Source organism: Bradyrhizobium guangzhouense (genome assembly GCF_004114955.1).
In the GTDB taxonomy this organism is placed as follows: domain Bacteria; phylum Pseudomonadota; class Alphaproteobacteria; order Rhizobiales; family Xanthobacteraceae; genus Bradyrhizobium; species Bradyrhizobium guangzhouense.
In genome coordinates this window covers 130,943-146,364 of sequence record NZ_CP030053.1, presented here as the reverse complement: position 1 = coordinate 146,364, position 15,422 = coordinate 130,943, and the positions used below count along the sequence as shown (strand labels likewise).

At 64.8% G+C, this 15,422-nt stretch carries 16 protein-coding genes and 1 tRNA gene; 10 read left to right on the top strand and 7 right to left on the bottom strand.

The genetic code is table 11. From position 1 onward, the window contains the following. Window positions 1-183: 183 nt before the first annotated feature. Window positions 184-651, top strand: coding sequence for a nuclear transport factor 2 family protein (locus XH91_RS00695; protein ID WP_128948810.1), 468 nt, complete (start codon window positions 184-186; stop codon window positions 649-651). Window positions 652-700: 49 nt separating this feature from the next. Here XH91_RS00695 and XH91_RS00690 read toward each other — a convergent pair whose 3' ends face one another. The 3 genes from XH91_RS00690 to XH91_RS00675 all read right to left on the bottom strand — a co-directional run bounded on the left by XH91_RS00690 (window position 701) and on the right by XH91_RS00675 (window position 3,572). After that, entirely contained in the window at window positions 701-1,489 is a 789-nt protein-coding gene (locus XH91_RS00690; RefSeq protein ID WP_206733471.1) for an acyl-CoA thioesterase domain-containing protein, read from the bottom strand. Window positions 1,490-1,740: 251 nt separating this feature from the next. Then, window positions 1,741-2,931 (bottom strand): tRNA epoxyqueuosine(34) reductase QueG, encoded by a 1,191-nt coding sequence (queG, locus tag XH91_RS00680; RefSeq protein WP_128948807.1) that lies wholly within the window; start codon window positions 2,929-2,931, stop codon window positions 1,741-1,743. After that, entirely contained in the window at window positions 2,880-3,572 is a 693-nt protein-coding gene (locus XH91_RS00675) for a glutathione S-transferase family protein (protein WP_128948806.1), read from the bottom strand. The genes queG and XH91_RS00675 overlap by 52 nt, the downstream gene beginning before the upstream one ends. A gap of 169 nt (window positions 3,573-3,741) precedes the next feature. Between XH91_RS00675 and XH91_RS00670 the strand changes: the two genes are divergently transcribed. The 3 genes from XH91_RS00670 to XH91_RS00660 all read left to right on the top strand — a co-directional run bounded on the left by XH91_RS00670 (window position 3,742) and on the right by XH91_RS00660 (window position 6,715). Continuing rightward, window positions 3,742-4,548, top strand: a complete 807-nt coding sequence (locus XH91_RS00670) for an undecaprenyl-diphosphate phosphatase (RefSeq protein ID WP_128948805.1) — start codon at window positions 3,742-3,744, stop codon at window positions 4,546-4,548. A 91-nt stretch (window positions 4,549-4,639) separates the two neighbouring features. Beyond that, on the top strand, window positions 4,640-5,971 hold the full coding sequence (locus tag XH91_RS00665) for an FAD-binding oxidoreductase (protein WP_128948804.1): 1,332 nt from the start codon (window positions 4,640-4,642) through the stop codon (window positions 5,969-5,971). A 3-nt stretch (window positions 5,972-5,974) separates the two neighbouring features. Further along, entirely contained in the window at window positions 5,975-6,715 is a 741-nt protein-coding gene (locus XH91_RS00660; RefSeq protein ID WP_128948803.1) for an SDR family oxidoreductase, read from the top strand. Window positions 6,716-6,914: 199 nt separating this feature from the next. Here the strand turns inward: XH91_RS00660 and XH91_RS00655 are convergent, their stop codons facing one another. Further along, a complete protein-coding gene (locus tag XH91_RS00655; protein WP_128948802.1) occupies window positions 6,915-7,880 on the bottom strand; it encodes a complex I NDUFA9 subunit family protein in 966 nt (321 codons plus the stop codon). Between the two features lie 139 nt (window positions 7,881-8,019). On the opposite strand from XH91_RS00655, the gene XH91_RS00650 reads away from it, so the two are divergent. Beyond that, window positions 8,020-8,106: transfer RNA gene (locus XH91_RS00650), tRNA-Leu, on the top strand. A gap of 46 nt (window positions 8,107-8,152) precedes the next feature. Here XH91_RS00650 and XH91_RS00645 read toward each other — a convergent pair. From XH91_RS00645 to XH91_RS00635, 3 genes are all read right to left on the bottom strand, one after another. Continuing rightward, window positions 8,153-8,452, bottom strand: coding sequence for a type II toxin-antitoxin system RelE/ParE family toxin (locus tag XH91_RS00645; protein WP_128948801.1), 300 nt, complete (start codon window positions 8,450-8,452; stop codon window positions 8,153-8,155). Next, window positions 8,449-8,706: a type II toxin-antitoxin system ParD family antitoxin gene (locus XH91_RS00640; RefSeq protein ID WP_128948800.1), complete on the bottom strand. Its 258-nt coding sequence runs from the start codon at window positions 8,704-8,706 to the stop codon at window positions 8,449-8,451. Before XH91_RS00640 ends, XH91_RS00645 begins: the two co-directional genes overlap by 4 nt. Before the next feature lie 100 nt (window positions 8,707-8,806). Beyond that, window positions 8,807-10,078, bottom strand: a complete 1,272-nt coding sequence (locus tag XH91_RS00635) for an MFS transporter (RefSeq protein ID WP_128948799.1) — start codon at window positions 10,076-10,078, stop codon at window positions 8,807-8,809. A 277-nt stretch (window positions 10,079-10,355) separates the two neighbouring features. On the opposite strand from XH91_RS00635, the gene XH91_RS00630 reads away from it, so the two are divergent. From XH91_RS00630 to lptB, 5 genes are all read left to right on the top strand, one after another. Beyond that, window positions 10,356-11,681 carry a UbiA family prenyltransferase gene (locus tag XH91_RS00630; protein ID WP_128948798.1) on the top strand — a complete coding sequence of 442 codons (1,326 nt, stop codon included), beginning with the start codon at window positions 10,356-10,358 and terminating at the stop codon, window positions 11,679-11,681. A gap of 102 nt (window positions 11,682-11,783) precedes the next feature. Further along, window positions 11,784-12,398 carry a ribonuclease D gene (locus XH91_RS00625; protein ID WP_128948797.1) on the top strand — a complete coding sequence of 205 codons (615 nt, stop codon included), beginning with the start codon at window positions 11,784-11,786 and terminating at the stop codon, window positions 12,396-12,398. A 311-nt stretch (window positions 12,399-12,709) separates the two neighbouring features. Then, a complete protein-coding gene (gene lptC, locus XH91_RS00615; protein WP_128948796.1) occupies window positions 12,710-13,429 on the top strand; it encodes an LPS export ABC transporter periplasmic protein LptC in 720 nt (239 codons plus the stop codon). A 5-nt stretch (window positions 13,430-13,434) separates the two neighbouring features. Beyond that, window positions 13,435-14,148, top strand: coding sequence for an LptA/OstA family protein (locus XH91_RS00610; RefSeq protein WP_164933569.1), 714 nt, complete (start codon window positions 13,435-13,437; stop codon window positions 14,146-14,148). Window positions 14,149-14,380: 232 nt separating this feature from the next. Further along, window positions 14,381-15,385: an LPS export ABC transporter ATP-binding protein gene (lptB, locus tag XH91_RS00605; protein ID WP_128948794.1), complete on the top strand. Its 1,005-nt coding sequence runs from the start codon at window positions 14,381-14,383 to the stop codon at window positions 15,383-15,385. The last annotated feature ends 37 nt before the right edge of the window (window positions 15,386-15,422 follow it).

Sequence of the window (15,422 nt, the reverse complement as noted above, 5' to 3'; positions counted from 1 at the left end):
TTTCTTCCTTCTCCCCTTGTGGGAGAAGGTGGCGCGCCGGATGAGGGGTTGTTTCCGCGCATTCCAGCGAGAGTTGGAGTCGCGGAAACATACCCCTCACCCGAGTGGATGCGTATCGACGAGCGGAGCTGCCCTCTCCCGCAAGGGGAGAGGGCACAACAATAAACACCGGGAGAAGCGCCAATGACCACCACCGCCATGCTGCGCGCCTTCTGCGACGCGGTCGAACAGCGCAACGGTCGTGCCTTCGCCGACCTCTTCACCGAGGACGGCATCTATCACGACGTGTTCTATGGCGCGTTCGAAGGGCGCGAAAAAATCGCCGCCATGATCGACGACTGGTTCTATCGCACGGCGACGGATTTCCGCTGGGACATGCACGATCCCGTCTCTGACGGCGCCACGCTCTATGCGCGCTACACTTTCAGCTACAAATCGACGCTCCCGGAAGCGAACGGTGCGCGGGCGATGTTTGAGGGCGTCGCGATCATGAAGCTGCGTGACGGCAAGATCGCGTGCTACCACGAGGTCGCCAACACCGCGCCCGCGTTTGTCGATCTGAAGTTTGCGCCGGAAAGAATTGCGAAGATCGTCGGCAAGCAGGGTGCGGAGTTGAAGGCGCGGCCGGAGATGAAGCGGCATCTCGCCTAGCTGTCATTCCGGGCTCGTGCTTCGCGCGCTCCGGAATGACAGCGAGCAACTACCGCTTCGATGGATTGGCCATCGGCTTGCGCTGCGCCAGCGCCGCCACAGTCGCGGTGCCGATCGGGCCTTGCTCGTCGTAGAGCCAGCATTCGCCGATCGCCACGCCGTCGGTCGCATGGTGGTTCACCACCTCGAAACCGATCCAGTTCGTCACCGGCAGGCGGTGCAGATAGATCGTCACGTCGCTGTTGATGTAGCCGAGCCCCTGGTCGCCGGCATTGGCAAACGGACTTGCGAAATCCGCGCCGACGGCAACATGCACGAACGGCGTCATCGGCACGCCCGCAACCAGCTCGCGCACCTCGCTCATCCACAGCCGGCGCGGCCCGAGCGAGCCCATATGGCCGACAATGGGTCGCGTCATCCATTTGCCGTTCATGCCGAGCCTGGGGTCGGTCGGCTTTGGAATGTCTGATGGCCTCGGCACGTCCCAGTTCGGCGGCGACCAGACATTGCCCTCGGGATTCTGCGTCCGCCGCAACAGCTGGCACGAGGCGCGCGCCATGCTGACGCCGCCGGAGACGAACTCGGCTTCCACCACGCGGATGCGCAGGCCATCGCGCACCAGCGACGTCGTCACGTTGATCGGCTTGTCGATGGTTGGCAGCCGAAACATGTCGACAGTGAGCCGTGCCGGCACGAATTCGGGACCGGAATGGCGCTCCTCGATGGCAAAGCCGAGCAGGCCGACGATGACCCGCCCGTGCAGCGATTTCGGGTCCCACGGGCCGTTGGCCACTTCCGTCGGATGGAATGTGTCGCCGTCGCGGGTGAAAAAGGGCATGTTGGTTGTCATGGCGCGCGAGATTGAAGGAAGCGGTGGGGAAATCAAGATGCTCCGTCCTCATGCTCCGCTGTCATCGCCCGGCTTGCCGCCTTCGCTGAAGCTTCGGCGAGCCGAGCGTTGGTGTAAGCCTCGGCGTAGCCTTGGCGGAGCCGGGACCGGGCGATCCAGTACTCCGAGGCAGCAGTGATTGAGCCGAGAGGCCGCGGCGTACTGGATTCCCCGCCTACGCGGGGAATGACTGCGGTGGGTCAGGTTGCAGAGTGCCACTCCTCACGCACGCTCTCGTCGGACTCCAAGCCCACCGCAACGTTCTTCATCGCCACGACCTCATCCCGCCCCAGCAACTGAGACAGCGCCCACACCGCGGCGCCACGCACCAGCGGGCTCGCATCGCCGAGCAAGCGCCGCGCCTCCTCGGCCAACGCAACATCACCCGAGTTGCCAATCGCGATCCCCACATTCCGCAAGAAGCGATCGCGACCAATCCGCTTCACCGGTGACTTCGTGAACAGCGCGCGGAACGCCGCGTCGTCGAGCCGTGAAAGCTCCGCAAGACCGGGCGCGCGCAATTCATCGCGCGCGGCAAGCTTTGCTTCGCGTCCCTCCTGCGCGAACTTGTTCCAGGGGCAGGCGGCGAGGCAATCGTCGCAGCCATAGATGCGGTTGCCGATGGCCTTGCGAAACTCCTGCGGGATCGGCCCCTTGTTCTCGATGGTCAGGTACGAAATGCAGCGTCGCGCATCGAGCTTGTAGGGTGCGGGAAATGCCGAGGTGGGGCAGATGTCGAGGCAGGCCTGGCATGATCCGCAATGATCGATTTCGGCGGAATCGCGCGGCAAGTCGAGCGTGGTGTAGATCGCGCCGAGGAACAGCCACGAGCCGAACTCGCGCGAGACGAGATTGGTGTGCTTGCCCTGCCAGCCCAGATGCGCGGCTTGCGCCAGCGGCTTCTCCATCACCGCGGCGGTATCGACGAACACTTTCACGTCGCAAGTCTTCACTTCACGAGTCGCGGCCGCGACCAGCCAGCGTGCCAGCGCCTTCAGGCGCTTCTTGATGAGGTCGTGATAGTCGTCGCCCTGCGCATAGACCGAGATCGCCGCGCGCGTGCGTTGTTTCAGGATCGCGAGCGGATCCTGGTCGGGGCCGTAATTGACGCCGAGCATGATCACGCTGCGCACGTCGGGCCACAATCCGCGCGGATCGACGCGCCGCTCCGGCTGCGCGGCGAGCCAGTCCATGTCGCCATGGCCGCCGGAGGCGATGAATTCGAGGAAATGCGCACCGGCCTGCTCGATCGTGCCTGGCTCGGTGATCCCGATACAGTCGAAGCCGAGCGCGCGCGCCTCGCGCGTCAACTGAGCCTTCAGTTCAGTCGGATCATTGGTCAGAAATCCAGGTCCACGTAGGTCCGCGACGCCGGCACGCCGGCCAGCCATTCGCTGAGCAGCGGGCGGAACGACGGGCGGGATTTCACCCGCGCGTACCACGCCTTTGCTGCGTCGTCCTCGCTCCATGGCACGTCGCCCAGATAGTCGATCGCCGAGAGATGCGCCGCGGCGGCGAGATCCGCGTAAGTGAGCCGGTCGCCGGCGAGGAAGTTGCGCGTCTGCGCCAGCCAGCCGATATAGGCCAGATGATAGCGCACATTGGCCTTGGCGGCGCGCATCACGTCGGCCGACGGTGGGCCGCCGCCATTGTCCTCGCTCATGAAGCGCTTGTAGATGCGCTCGGTGACGAGCGGGTGCGAGACTTCCTCGAAGAACTTCTCGTTGAACCAGGCCATCAGCCGGCGCACCTCGACGCGCTCGGCGATCGTCTCCGGCATCAGACGCTTGGGTCCCATCTCGGCGCCATAGGCCTCATCGAGATACTCGGCGATGATGGCCGCGCCCGGGATCGGCGGCTGCTCGTCGTCCACCATCACAGGCGTCGTGCCGGCCGCGTTGAGCAGCAGGAATGCCTCGCGCCGTTCCCAGCTGCGCTCCTCGACGAGCTTCAGTTCGAGCCCGTATTCGCCCGCGATCAGGCGGATGAAGCGCGAATGCGGGCAGAACGGATGATGAAACAGCGTAAACATGAAGCCTTTGACTATTTGATGGTGCTTAAGAATCCATCAATGTTTGTGCGGCGCCACACTAGTCCTTCAAATCAGCGAGGCAAAGGCGCGATAGCGCATTTTGCGATTGCGAGCGAGGGGCGAATAGGCGAGAAGAGCCCCGCTTTTCCAGCGGAAATGGACCGTAAATATGTCAGATACAATACGGGCAGTGATCCTTGGCATCATCGAGGGTGTGACCGAGTTCCTTCCCGTGTCCTCGACCGGCCACCTCCTGCTGGCCGAGCGCTTCTTCGGCCTCGGCGAGGGTGCGTTCTGGGATTCGTTTACGGTTCTGATCCAGTTGGGTGCGATCCTCGCGATCGTCGGCCTCTATTTCAAGAAGCTGTGGGACGTCGCGATCGGCTTCTTCACGGGCGATGCCTATGCGCGCCGTTTCGTGATCGGCGTGCTGGTGGCGTTCCTGCCGGCTGTCGTCGTCGGCCTCATTGCCGGCAAATACATCAAGAGCGTGCTGTTCAATCCATGGGTCGTGTGCTTCACGCTGATCGTCGGCGGCGCCATCCTGCTCTGGGTCGACAAGCTCGATCTCAAGCCGCGCGAGCATGATGCCACCAAGTTTCCGCTGCTGACGTATCTCTATATCGGCATCGCGCAGTGCATCGCGATGATCCCGGGCGTGTCGCGCTCTGGCGCCAGCATTGTCGCGGCGATGTTCCTGGGCGCGGACAAGCGGGCGGCGGCGGAGTTCTCGTTCTTCCTCGCCATCCCCACCATGATCGGCGCCTTCGCCTACGATTTCTACAAGAGCCGCGCCGAGATGACGATGGACCATATCGGCATCGTCGCGATCGGTTTCGTGGTGTCGTTCATCACCGCGATCATCGTGGTGAAGAGTTTTCTGGAATACGTCACCCGCCACGGCTTTGTGGTGTTCGCCTGGTGGCGGGTCATCGTCGGCACGCTCGGCCTGATCGCGCTGGCGCTCGGCCATTAACCTTTGCTGACGGGCCTCAACGCAATATCAGCTTTTGACCGCTAGGCAGTCTCCGGAGCGGGCGGCGTGCGCCCGCAAGCGGAGCTGAACGATGACGACAGTCAGCGGCTGGGGGCGCTTCCCGGTCGTCGATACCGAAATGCTGCGGCCCCGGTCGTTCGAGGCCGTAAGCCGGGCCGTCGCCGACGTGACCGGCTCCATCGCGAGGGGCAATGGCCGCGCCTATGGCGATGCCGCGATCGGCGCCGCCAGAACCATCGGAATGACGGCGTTCGACCGGGTGAGGTCGTTCGATCCGGCGACGGGCCGCATCCGCCTGGAAGCCGGCGTGCTGCTGTCCGACCTGATCGATACCTTTGGTCCGCGCGGCTTCCTGCCGTCAGTGGTGCCGGGCACGCGCTTCGTCTCGGTCGGCGGCGCGATTGCGGCCGACGTGCATGGCAAGAACCATCACGGCGAGGGCGGTTTCGGCCGCTATGTCGACAGCATTCTGCTGCGTACAGGGGCCGGCGAGACCATCGAAGCCTCGCGCGAGCAGAATTCCGATGTCTTCTTCGCGACCGTCGGCGGCATGGGCCTCACGGGCGTGATCCTCGAAGCGACGCTGCGGCTGCGCTCCGTCGCAACAGGCTGGATCCGCGAGCGGGTGATCTCCGCGTCCGATCTCGATGCCGCCATGCGCGCACTCGAGGCCGGCGATTCCGCGACCTATTCGGTGGCGTGGATCGACTGCGTGGCGCGCGGGCGCAACCTCGGCCGTTCCTTGATCTATCTCGGGGAGCACGCCGGCAGGGATGAGCTGGCCGAAGGCGCCGTGGTGTTTCCCGTCGGCAAGCCTCCGGGGCTCGCGGTGCCCCTCGACCTGCCGTCGATCACGCTCAATCGCTACAGCGTCGGTGCCTTCAACGAGCTCTATTACCGCATGGGCGCGCGGCGTGCCGGCAGCCAGCATGTGGTCTCGCTCTATCCGTATTTCTTCCCGCTCGACAGTCTCAGCGACTGGAATCGCATTTACGGGCGGCGCGGCTTTCTCCAGCATCAATGCGTGATCCCCGAAGCCGGCGCGCGCGAGGTGCTCGGCGACATCCTGGATCGCGTCGCAAGGCGCGGCGATGCCTCGTTCCTCGCGGTGCTCAAAAAGCTCGGCCATGGCGACGGCCTGCTGTCGTTTCCGCTGCCCGGCTACACGCTGGCGCTGGATTTCCCCGTCAAGGACGACATCCTGGATTTCCTCGACGAGATCGACCGCCTGATCGTCGCCGCCGGCGGCAGGCTTTATCTGGCGAAGGACGCCCGCCAGTCGCGCGCGACGTTCGAGGCCGGCTATCCGGCGCTGGGGCGCTTCAAGGCGATCCGCAAATCGCTCGATCCGGCCGGCAATATCCGCTCGAAATTGTCACAACGCCTGTTCGATGAGGTTTAAGCCGTGACGTCACGCAAGTCAGTATTGGTGCTCGGTGGCTCCTCCGATATCGGCCGCGCCGCCGCGCGCGCCTTTGCCAAGTCCGGTTATGATGTCGGCCTTGCAGGCCGTGATGCCGCTGCGCTCGAGCCCGACGCCGCCGACCTCCGCGCGCGCTACAATATCGAAGCGAGCACGTGGACGTTCGACGTGCTCGACACCGCGTCTTTCGACGGCTTCGTCGCCGGCCTTCCTGTCTTGCCTGACGTCGTGATCTCGATCGTCGGGTTGCTCGGCGTGCAGCAGAATGCCGAGCACGATCTCGCCCATGCCACCACGATCATGCGTTCGAACTACGAGGGGCCGTCGCTGATCCTCGGCCTGTTCGCGGAGAGATTCTTGAGCCGCGGCAACGGCACTGTTGTCGGCGTCTCGTCGGTGGCCGGCGATCGCGGCCGCGCCTCGAACTATGTCTACGGCTCGGCGAAAGCAGGCTTCTCCGCCTTCCTCTCTGGCCTGCGCGCCCGCGCCAGCCGCGGCGGCGTGCATGTTGTCACCGTGAAGCCGGGCTTTGTCCGCACCAGGATGACCGAAGGCATGAAGCTGATCGGCCCGCTCACCGTCGAGGCGCCTGTCGTCGGCGATGCGATCCTGAATGCCGTCGCGAAGAAGAGGGATGTCGTCTACGTCAGCGGCGTCTGGCGTCTCGTGATGCTGATCATCAAGATGCTGCCGGAGGCGGTGTTCAAGAAGCTGAAGTTTTGAGATCGTAGCCGCGCAAATGGTGCGCTCCCTCTCCCGCTCTTGTCTCGCCGAAGCCCGCCTTCGGGCGAAGGCGGATGCGGGAGAGGGTCGGGGAGAGGGTGTCTCCGCAGAGAGACTCCCCAAGAGGAGAAAGCCCTCACCCGCCGCTCCGCGGCGACCTCTCCCGCAAGCGGGAGAGGTTAAGATAGACCGCCGTCGACTACACGCCCATGCGCTGGAACTGGCCCTGCGGGCGGAAGCGCCAGAGATATTGCGGGGCGATCGCTTCCAGCGAATCGGGGGTGATGCCGAGACCTTCCAGCGTCAGGCCGGCGGCCTTCGCCGTGTCAGACACGACATTGTCGCGCTCGAGCAGCGTGACCTGATCCGGCGTCAGCTTGAACGCGCCGGGTGCGAATTGCAGGAAGGCGGCCTTGAGGCGGGCGAGGCCGAACGAGAGCGGCACCAGCGTGCGCTCGCGGTCGGTGATGGCGAGGATCGCCTCGATGATCTCGCGCATGGTCAGCACCTCGGGCCCGCCGAGCTCGTAGGTCGCGCCCGCCTTGGCCTTGCCGTCGACGGCATCCGCGATCGCGGTGGCGACGTCGCCGACGTAAACAGGTTGCATCCTGGTCGCGCCGCCGATCAGCGGCAGCACCGGCGACATCCGCGCCAGCGCCGCAAAGCGGTTGGTGAACTGGTCCTCGGGGCCGAACATCACGGAGGGGCGGAAGATCGTGGCCGACGGCACCGCTGCCGACACCGCGGCCTCGCCGGCCGCCTTGGCCCTGGCGTAGTGCGAGGGCGAATCAGCGTCGGCGCCGATTGCCGAGACATGGATCAGGCCGGCCCCCGCGGCCGCCGCCGCCTTGGCGACGGTCTCGGCGCCCTTGGCCTGGACGGCGTCGAAGGTCTGGGCGCCGCCTTGCGTGAGGATGCCGACCAGGTTGATCACGACATGCGAATCACGCACCGCCGCCTCGACCGATCCAGGGTAGCGCAGGTTCGCCTGGATGGTGTGGACCTGGCCGACCTTGCCCGAGGGCTGGAGGTAACCGGCCAATTCCGGCCGCCGGACCGCCACGCGGACCCGGTAATCCCGCCGGCACAGCGCGCGGACGACATTCCGGCCCAAAAACCCCGATCCGCCGAAAACCGTGACGAGAGTTTCCAGATTCGATGCCATGGAGGTCCATTCCTGCGGAAGAGTGCGCGATATCAGGCTTGTATCGGGGCGGTGTGCGATGCGCAATCGGCATCCAGAACCATGAATTGACAACGGCGTCACCGAACCGTAGTAACCGCCTCCGTGCCCCAAACGGCATGCCCAGGTGGTGGAATTGGTAGACGCGCTGGCTTCAGGTGCCAGTGGCTTAACGGCCGTGAAGGTTCGAGTCCTTTCCTGGGCACCATTTTAGGTTGGTGCAGCCGTTGTTCGGCGGGCGCTTCGCGAGAATCTCAGTCCTCCGGGAAAAGCAGCGGCTCGTAATCCCTCGCGCCGTGAAGGATGTGGATCACTTCGATCGCATCGTTACCGACCCGATAGAAGATCAAATAGTTGCCGAACGGGCGACGACGAATACCCGTGCGTTCGTAGCGGGGGACCAAGGGATAGCCGCGCGGTGCGTCAGCAAGCGATTCGCACTTCTCTCGTAGCCCGCGCAGCAGCGTGAGCGCACTCCGCGGGCTCTGCTCGGCGACATATGACGCGATGTCCTCGAGATCAGCTTCGGCTTCCGCGGTGATGACGACGATCACGTGCGGTCCGCTTTACTCGCCAGTCTGGCCTCTAGCCGGTCGAAGACTTCGGAGCTTGGCTTGGTTCGGCCCGCGTCGGCGTCATCAAGCCCGCGAGCGATCGCGGCGTCTAATACCGCCAGCCGCGCTTCGCGCTCCTGAATGAGCCGCACGCCCTCCCGCAGCACCTCGCTCTTGGAGTGGTAACGGCCCGAAGCAACTAGCTTTGTCACAAAGTTTTCAAGGGCTTCGCCCAGATCTGCACTGACTGCCATGCCGCGCTTCTCCGTCGGTATTCAGCCCAATAACTATTATTGGATGGCCTTTTCATCAAGCGGTGATGAACGCCTTCGGGCCAATCGGCCTTGTAAGCCCTCACACCACACTCCGCCCAGCCCGCGCCGCCACCCCCTTCTGTACGAAATACATCGCCACCAGCGTGATGATCGTCGTCGTCACGACGACATAGCCGATCCGCTCGAAATGCAGCAGCGAGCCGTCGGCTTGCTGCGAGATGATCGCGGCCGCGAGCACCGAGCCGAGGCCGCCGGAGAGCTGCTGCAGCGAGGCGCTGATCGCGCTGAAGGAGCCGCGCTGGCTCTGGTCGGGGATCGCCGAGATCAGCGCCTGCGACGGGATCATGCGCGAGAAGATGCCGACGAACAGCAGCACGTTGACGGCGATCGCTGTCACCAGCGAGACGTGGCCGAGATGGGTGTAGATCAGCACCATGACGACGGTCATCGCGCAGCCGAACACGAAGGTCGGGTATTTGCCGAAGGTGTCGGAGGCGCGGCCGACCAGCGGTCCGGTGACGATGCTGAACAGGCCCGAGACCAGATAGATCGTCGGCAGATGCACGATGTCGATGCCGACATTGTTCACGGTGAAGGCGCTCGAATACGGCATCAGCATGTAGCCGCCCGTTGCCAGCAATGTCGTGACCGCGAAGGCCAGCGTGTAGCGCGGCTCACTGACCGTCGCGACCAGATGGTGGAACGGGTTTTTGTCCTGCTTCAGCTTCAGATGCGCATCCACCGGCGCCATGGCGAAGGCAATGATGGCGATCGACAGGATCGACAGGCCGACGATCGCGAAGAAGCAGACATGCCAGCTCCAGCGATTGGCCAGGAACAACCCGGTGGGTACGCCGAGCACCTGGCTCGCGGCAAACGCCGTCTGCACGAAGCCCATCACGCGGCCGCGCAAATGCAGCGCGAACAGATCGGTGACGATGGCGAGCACGATCGAGCCGATCACGCCGCCGAACAGACCGGTCACGACGCGGCCCAGCAGCAGCAGTTGGTAGTTCTGCGCCAGCGCACACAGCAGGGTCCCGAGCGTGAAGCCGGCATAGAAAAACAGCAGCAGGCGCTTGCGGTCGAAGCGGTCGGCAAAGCCGGCGGCCAGGATGCCCGACAATCCGGCGCTGAACGCGTAGGCCGACACCGCGACGCCGAATTGCCCGGCCGTGATGTCGAGCGAGGGCATCATGATGGCGCCGAGCGGCGACATGATGATGAAGTCGAGAATGATCGTGAACTGGGCGAAGGCGAGCAGCGCCACGAGAAGCGACTGGTAGCGCGTAAAGCCGCGCTGGCGTTCCTGCTGATCGTCGATCGGCGCGGCGAGCGTCTGGTCTGTCATGGTACCTGGGGTGTGGTGAGAAAGCTGGGCTCAGATAGGGTCGGCGCCGCCGATTACCACCGGCCCGGGCCGCAGGTTCCGCTGGTATATTTCGGCGCGTGCCGGATTGTGGGATCCCTGCAACAGCTGGCGGCGGGACCTCCTTGCCGACCCGTCCCCGGCCGGATTAAGCCGCCCTTAGCGAATGCTCCTTAGGCTCGCGGCCGTCCATTTTCCTGCTCCCCGGCCTCCCCAATCCTTGGGCCGGCCGTGTCGCGGTCAGTCAGAGCGTTTTCGGATGGAGCAGCCCGTCTGGCAGTACGATCGGAGCGAGGCCGCGCCGCAGGCGCCGGCGGCGCCGGCCCGTACCCTCGTCGTCGATCTCGAAGGCGCCCTGCTGCGCTCGGAATTGCTGATGGAGGCGCTGTTCTCCAGCCCCGCCCGCATGCTGGCCCGTTTCGGCGCGCGGGGTCGTCCGGGCATGGCGGCACTGACGGATGTTCTGGCGCGCGCCAGGATCGACTACGCCCACCTTCCCTACGATGCCGACGTGCTGAACCGGGCGCTGGCGGCGCGGGCGCGGGGCGGCAAGATTTTTCTGGTCGCGGGCCGCTTCGCCGATCAGGCGGCCGGCATCTCGGCGCATCTCGGCTTCGACGGCGTCGTGACGCCGGCAGATCTTGCGGCCGGCGAAAATCTGCCGTTCGACCGCGCCGCGATCGAGCGGATCGACCATGTCGTCAGGGATCGCGTCAGCCTGCGAACCTGGGCGAAGGCGCTGCGCCTCTATCAATACGCCAAGAACACGCTGGTGTTCGTGCCCGTTCTCACCGCGCATCAGGTGAACCTCGCAACGCTCGGCGCCACGCTGCTGGCGTTCCTGGCGTTCTCGGCCTGCGCGTCGGGCGCCTATCTGATGAACGATCTGCTCGACCTCGCCGCCGATCGCCAGCATCCGACCAAGCGCCATCGCGCGCTGGCGGCGGGTGATTTGCCGATCTCGTCGGCGCTGTCGGCGATCCCCGTGCTGTGGCTGTTTGCCTTCGGTGCCAGCCTCTGCATCTCCCTGACGTTCCTCGGCGTGCTCGTCGCCTATCTCGTCACCACCATCGCCTATTCGCTGGTGCTCAAGCGCAAGATGCTGGTCGACGTCGTCACGCTGGCCGGCCTGTATTGCCTGCGCATCGTTGCCGGCGCCGTCGCGGCCGGCGTGGTGCTGTCGGAATGGCTGATGGTGTTCTCGCTGTTCGTGTTCACTTCGCTGGCGCTGATCAAGCGCTTCAGCGAGCTCAGCATGCGCCAGGGCGAAGGCCTTGCCGATCCCTCCAACCGCGACTACCGCGTCAGCGACCTGCACATCATCGCCGCGATGGCGGCCGCGAGCGCGATGAATGCGGTGACGGTGTTCGCGCTCTACGTCTCGTCCTCGGCGGTGACGCCGCTCTACAGCCGCCCCTGGATGCTGTGGCTGCTCGCGCCCTTGCTGCTCTACTGGTTCGGCCGGGCCTTGATGATCGCGCATCGCCGCGAGATGCCCGATGACCCCATCATCTACGCCTTCCGCGACGGCGCCAGCCGCACCACCGTTGCGGCGATGGTCTGCATCATGCTGGCGGCGATCTGAGCCATCGCTGCTTGCGCGCCCTGTCCCTAATGGCTAAATCGCGGGCCATCCGATTAGCTTATGCTGCCGACCGATCGATTCGATTGAAGGGTTTGAAACGCCATGACCGTACGCCTGCATCGCGGCGACCTGCCTGACCTCTCCCGCTACACCGGCGCGGTCGCGATCGACACCGAGACCATGGGCCTGAACCCGCACCGCGACCGGCTCTGCGTGGTCCAGCTCTCGCCCGGCGACGGCAGCGCCGACGTGGTGCAGATCCCCAAGGGCCACACCGACGCGCCGAATTTGAAGGCGCTGCTCGCCAATCCCGCGAACACCAAGATCTTCCATTTCGCGCGGTTCGACGTCGCCGTGCTGTACCAGACCTTCGGCGTGATGACCGGGCCGATCTACTGCACCAAGATCGCCTCCCGCCTGACCCGCACCTATACCGATCGCCACGGCCTCAAGGACCTCGTCCGCGAGGTGCTCAATGTCGATCTCTCCAAGCAGCAGCAATCCAGCGATTGGGGTTCCGACAGCCTGACCGAGCCGCAGCTGGCCTATGCCGCCTCCGACGTGCTGCATTTGCATGGCTTGCGCGAGCGGCTGGATGCCATGCTGGTCCGGGAGGGCCGCAGCGCGCTGGCAAAAGCCTGTTTCGACTTCCTGCCGACCCGCGCTTTGCTCGACCTCCAGGGTTGGGAGGAAGAGGACATTTTCGAGCACTCCTAGGTCCCTTAACCTCTCCCGCTTGCGGGAGAGCATAGGCCGCCTTCAGCGGCCGTTCTTAGGAGACGCCGAGGCGGAGCCTCGGCTATGCCGAAGGCGCGGGTGAGGGTTTTCTCCTCTAGGGGGCTGTCCCATTGCGGTGACACCCTCTCCCCGACCCTCTCCCGCAAGCGGGAGAGGGAGAGACGACCCGCCCCGTTTCGGACACTTTCGTACCGGTTTGTCGCGGGCTGCATATTCCAGCGGTCGCGGGTACAATGGGGCGCCCTCGATTGGAGCCTTCTGACCAGGCAAGCAATGCCTCCGGAGCAGCGGTGAATTCGGCCCAGTTTCCCACCTACGACGCCGCGCTAGCGGCGAAGTTTGCCCAGGCGGCGCGCCACAGCCGCCTGGTGCGGATTCTGCGCATCGCGGTGCCGGTGACGGTGGTTCTGGCCATGGCCTCGATCGTCGCCGTCTCGACCTTCCTCAATCCCTTCTCCATGATCCCCATCAAGGTCGATTCCGGAAACCTCGTGGTGACCGGCACCAAGATCACGATGGAATCGCCGCACATGTCCGGCTTCACGACGGATCAGCGGCCCTACGAGCTCTGGGCCAAGACCGCGACGCAGGACATCACCGACCCCGATCATGTCGATCTCGCCGATCTGCGCTCGAAGGTGCTGATGGAAGACCAGTCGACCGTGTTCCTCGATGCCCGCACCGGCCGCTTCGACAACAAGCAGCAGCAGCTCGATCTGCACAAGGACGTCTTCGTGCGCACCTCGACCGGCTACGAGGCACGGCTGAACTCGGCCTTTGTCGACATGAACAAGGGTACGGTCTCGTCGGACGAGCATGTCGACGTCAAATTGACCAACGGCACGCTGACAGCCGACAAGCTGCGCATCACGGAAGGCGGCGACGTCATCCGTTTCGAAGGCAATGTGGTGATGCATCTGGACAAGATCAGCACCGATGCGCCAGTCGAGCAGCCGGCGCCGACGCCACCGCCGACGAAGTCGAAGAACAGATCCGCAAACTCAAAGTGATTTTCATGGCTGATTTTTTCCCGCGCAACGACAGCAGGCGTCGCGCCATCATCGCAGCTTCTGCGCTGTTCATCGCGACAGGCGCTGCCGTCGCGCAGAGCACGATGCAGGGCGTGCCGAACGCGATGCAGGGCTTTTCGCAGAACCGCGATCAGCCGATCCAGATCGAGGCCGCCTCGCTCGAAATGCGTGACAAGAAGAAGGAGGCGACCTTCTCCGGCAACGTGAAGGTCGTGCAGGGCGACACCACCATGACCTCGAAGACGCTGGTGGTGTTCTACGAATCCAGCAGCGACAAGCAGCCCGCGGCCGCGCCTGCCAAGGGCGCGAAGGCGGCGCCACCGATGCAGGCCGCTTCGCCAGGGCCGGGCGGCGCGTCCTCGATCAAGCGGCTGGAAGCGCGCGGCAATGTCGTCGTCACCCAGAAGGACCAGGTGGTCACCGGCGAGACCGCCGTGTTCGACACCAAGACCAACCTCATCACCATGCTGGGCGGGGCCGGCGGCCAGGTGGTTCTGACCCAGTGCCAGAACGTGCTGCGCGGCGACCGTCTGATGGTCGACATGACCACCGGCGTCTCCCGCGTGGAATCCGACAGCGGCAAGGTGCAGGGCCTGTTCATCCAGTCCCAGGGCGGCGGCAACGGCAAATGCGGGACACCCGTTACGGGCGGCTCGGGCCCGGCCATGCCCTCGCTGATTCCGGGTAAGCCGAAGTAAATCAATACGTTACATAATAATTTAGGGGCGCCAGGTTGAAGCCGGCCTGACAAGATTGTATCTACCGCACGGGCTTTCGAAGCGGGGTTCGCCGCTTTTCGGGCGTGTTTCACTGGGCATGAGACATCCCTTCACTCATGCTGTGCTGGCGAATCGCTGGGGCCGGTGCAGCAGATCGCGAGATCACGCACGATCGTCGTGCAAGATTGTCGTGAAAGGCTAGAAGGCGGGGATGGTCGATCTATTCAGCATGTTCCGACGGCGCCCCGCCAAGCGCGGCCGGCCAGGATTTGCCCGTCAGGACATCACGGCACTCGGGGACAGCGTCGGCGGGCTCATGCCGAGCCCTGTCAGGGATGCGCCCCCGATCGCGCGTGACCAGCCCATGCACGCCGCGGATCCCTATGGCGTCGAGGCTCCGGCACGGCTGCGGCCGGCGGCGGCCGCTCAACCGCCCAAAGCCAGGCCTGCGGCAAGGTCCAATGGCGCTGGCGGGCCGCAGCTGTTGCGGCGGCCCGGCTTCCTGGCTGTGCATAGCGTGGAAAAGAGTTTTGGCAGCCGCCAGGTCGTGCGCGGCGTCAGCATCTATGTGCGCCGCGGCGAAGCGGTCGGTCTGCTCGGTCCGAACGGCGCCGGCAAGACCACCGTGTTCTACATGATCACAGGCCTGATCAAGGCCGATCGCGGCGCCATCGAGCTCGACGGTCACGACGTCACCAAGCTGCCGATGTATCAGCGCGCGCGGCTCGGTATCGGCTATCTGCCGCAGGAGGCCTCGATCTTCCGCGGCCTCACCGTCGAGCAGAACATCCGCGCCGTGCTCGAAGTGGTCGAGCCTTCGCGCAAGAAGCGCGAGCAGCAGCTCGACTCGCTGCTCGACGAATTCAACATCACGCGCCTGCGGAAATCGCCCTCGATCGCGCTGTCGGGCGGCGAGCGCCGCCGTGTCGAGATCGCGCGCGCGCTGGCAACGCGTCCGAACTACATGCTGCTCGACGAGCCGTTCGCGGGCATCGATCCGATCGCGGTGGGTGACATTCAGGACCTCGTCCGCCACCTCACCAATCGCGGCATCGGCGTCTTGATCACCGACCACAATGTCCGCGAGACGCTCGGCCTCACCGATCGCGCCTATATCGTCTATGCCGGTGAAATCCTGACAGAGGGCAGCCCGGACGAGATCGTCGCGGATCCGGATGTCCGTCGCCTTTACCTTGGCGAGGAATTCCGCCTCTAGCCCTTTTTTCGGTTTCGTCAAGCCGTGTACATCGGGC

Bases quoted from the DNA above. Each gene is read 5' to 3' on its own strand.
- XH91_RS00655 (WP_128948802.1), bottom strand. From the start codon at position 7,880: ATGGCATCGAATCTGGAAACTCTCGTCACGGTTTTCGGCGGATCGGGG.
- XH91_RS00675 (WP_128948806.1), bottom strand. From the start codon at position 3,572: ATGTTTACGCTGTTTCATCATCCGTTCTGCCCGCATTCGCGCTTCATC.
- XH91_RS00640 (WP_128948800.1), bottom strand. From the start codon at position 8,706: ATGGCAGTCAGTGCAGATCTGGGCGAAGCCCTTGAAAACTTTGTGACA.
- XH91_RS00670 (WP_128948805.1), top strand. From the start codon at position 3,742: ATGTCAGATACAATACGGGCAGTGATCCTTGGCATCATCGAGGGTGTG.
- lptB (WP_128948794.1), top strand. From the start codon at position 14,381: ATGGTCGATCTATTCAGCATGTTCCGACGGCGCCCCGCCAAGCGCGGC.
- XH91_RS00630 (WP_128948798.1), top strand. From the start codon at position 10,356: ATGGAGCAGCCCGTCTGGCAGTACGATCGGAGCGAGGCCGCGCCGCAG.
- XH91_RS00610 (WP_164933569.1), top strand. From the start codon at position 13,435: ATGGCTGATTTTTTCCCGCGCAACGACAGCAGGCGTCGCGCCATCATC.
- queG (WP_128948807.1), bottom strand. From the start codon at position 2,931: ATGGCTGGCCGGCGTGCCGGCGTCGCGGACCTACGTGGACCTGGATTT.
- XH91_RS00635 (WP_128948799.1), bottom strand. From the start codon at position 10,078: ATGACAGACCAGACGCTCGCCGCGCCGATCGACGATCAGCAGGAACGC.
- XH91_RS00695 (WP_128948810.1), top strand. From the start codon at position 184: ATGACCACCACCGCCATGCTGCGCGCCTTCTGCGACGCGGTCGAACAG.
- XH91_RS00665 (WP_128948804.1), top strand. From the start codon at position 4,640: ATGACGACAGTCAGCGGCTGGGGGCGCTTCCCGGTCGTCGATACCGAA.
- XH91_RS00625 (WP_128948797.1), top strand. From the start codon at position 11,784: ATGACCGTACGCCTGCATCGCGGCGACCTGCCTGACCTCTCCCGCTAC.
- XH91_RS00690 (WP_206733471.1), bottom strand. From the start codon at position 1,489: ATGCCCTTTTTCACCCGCGACGGCGACACATTCCATCCGACGGAAGTG.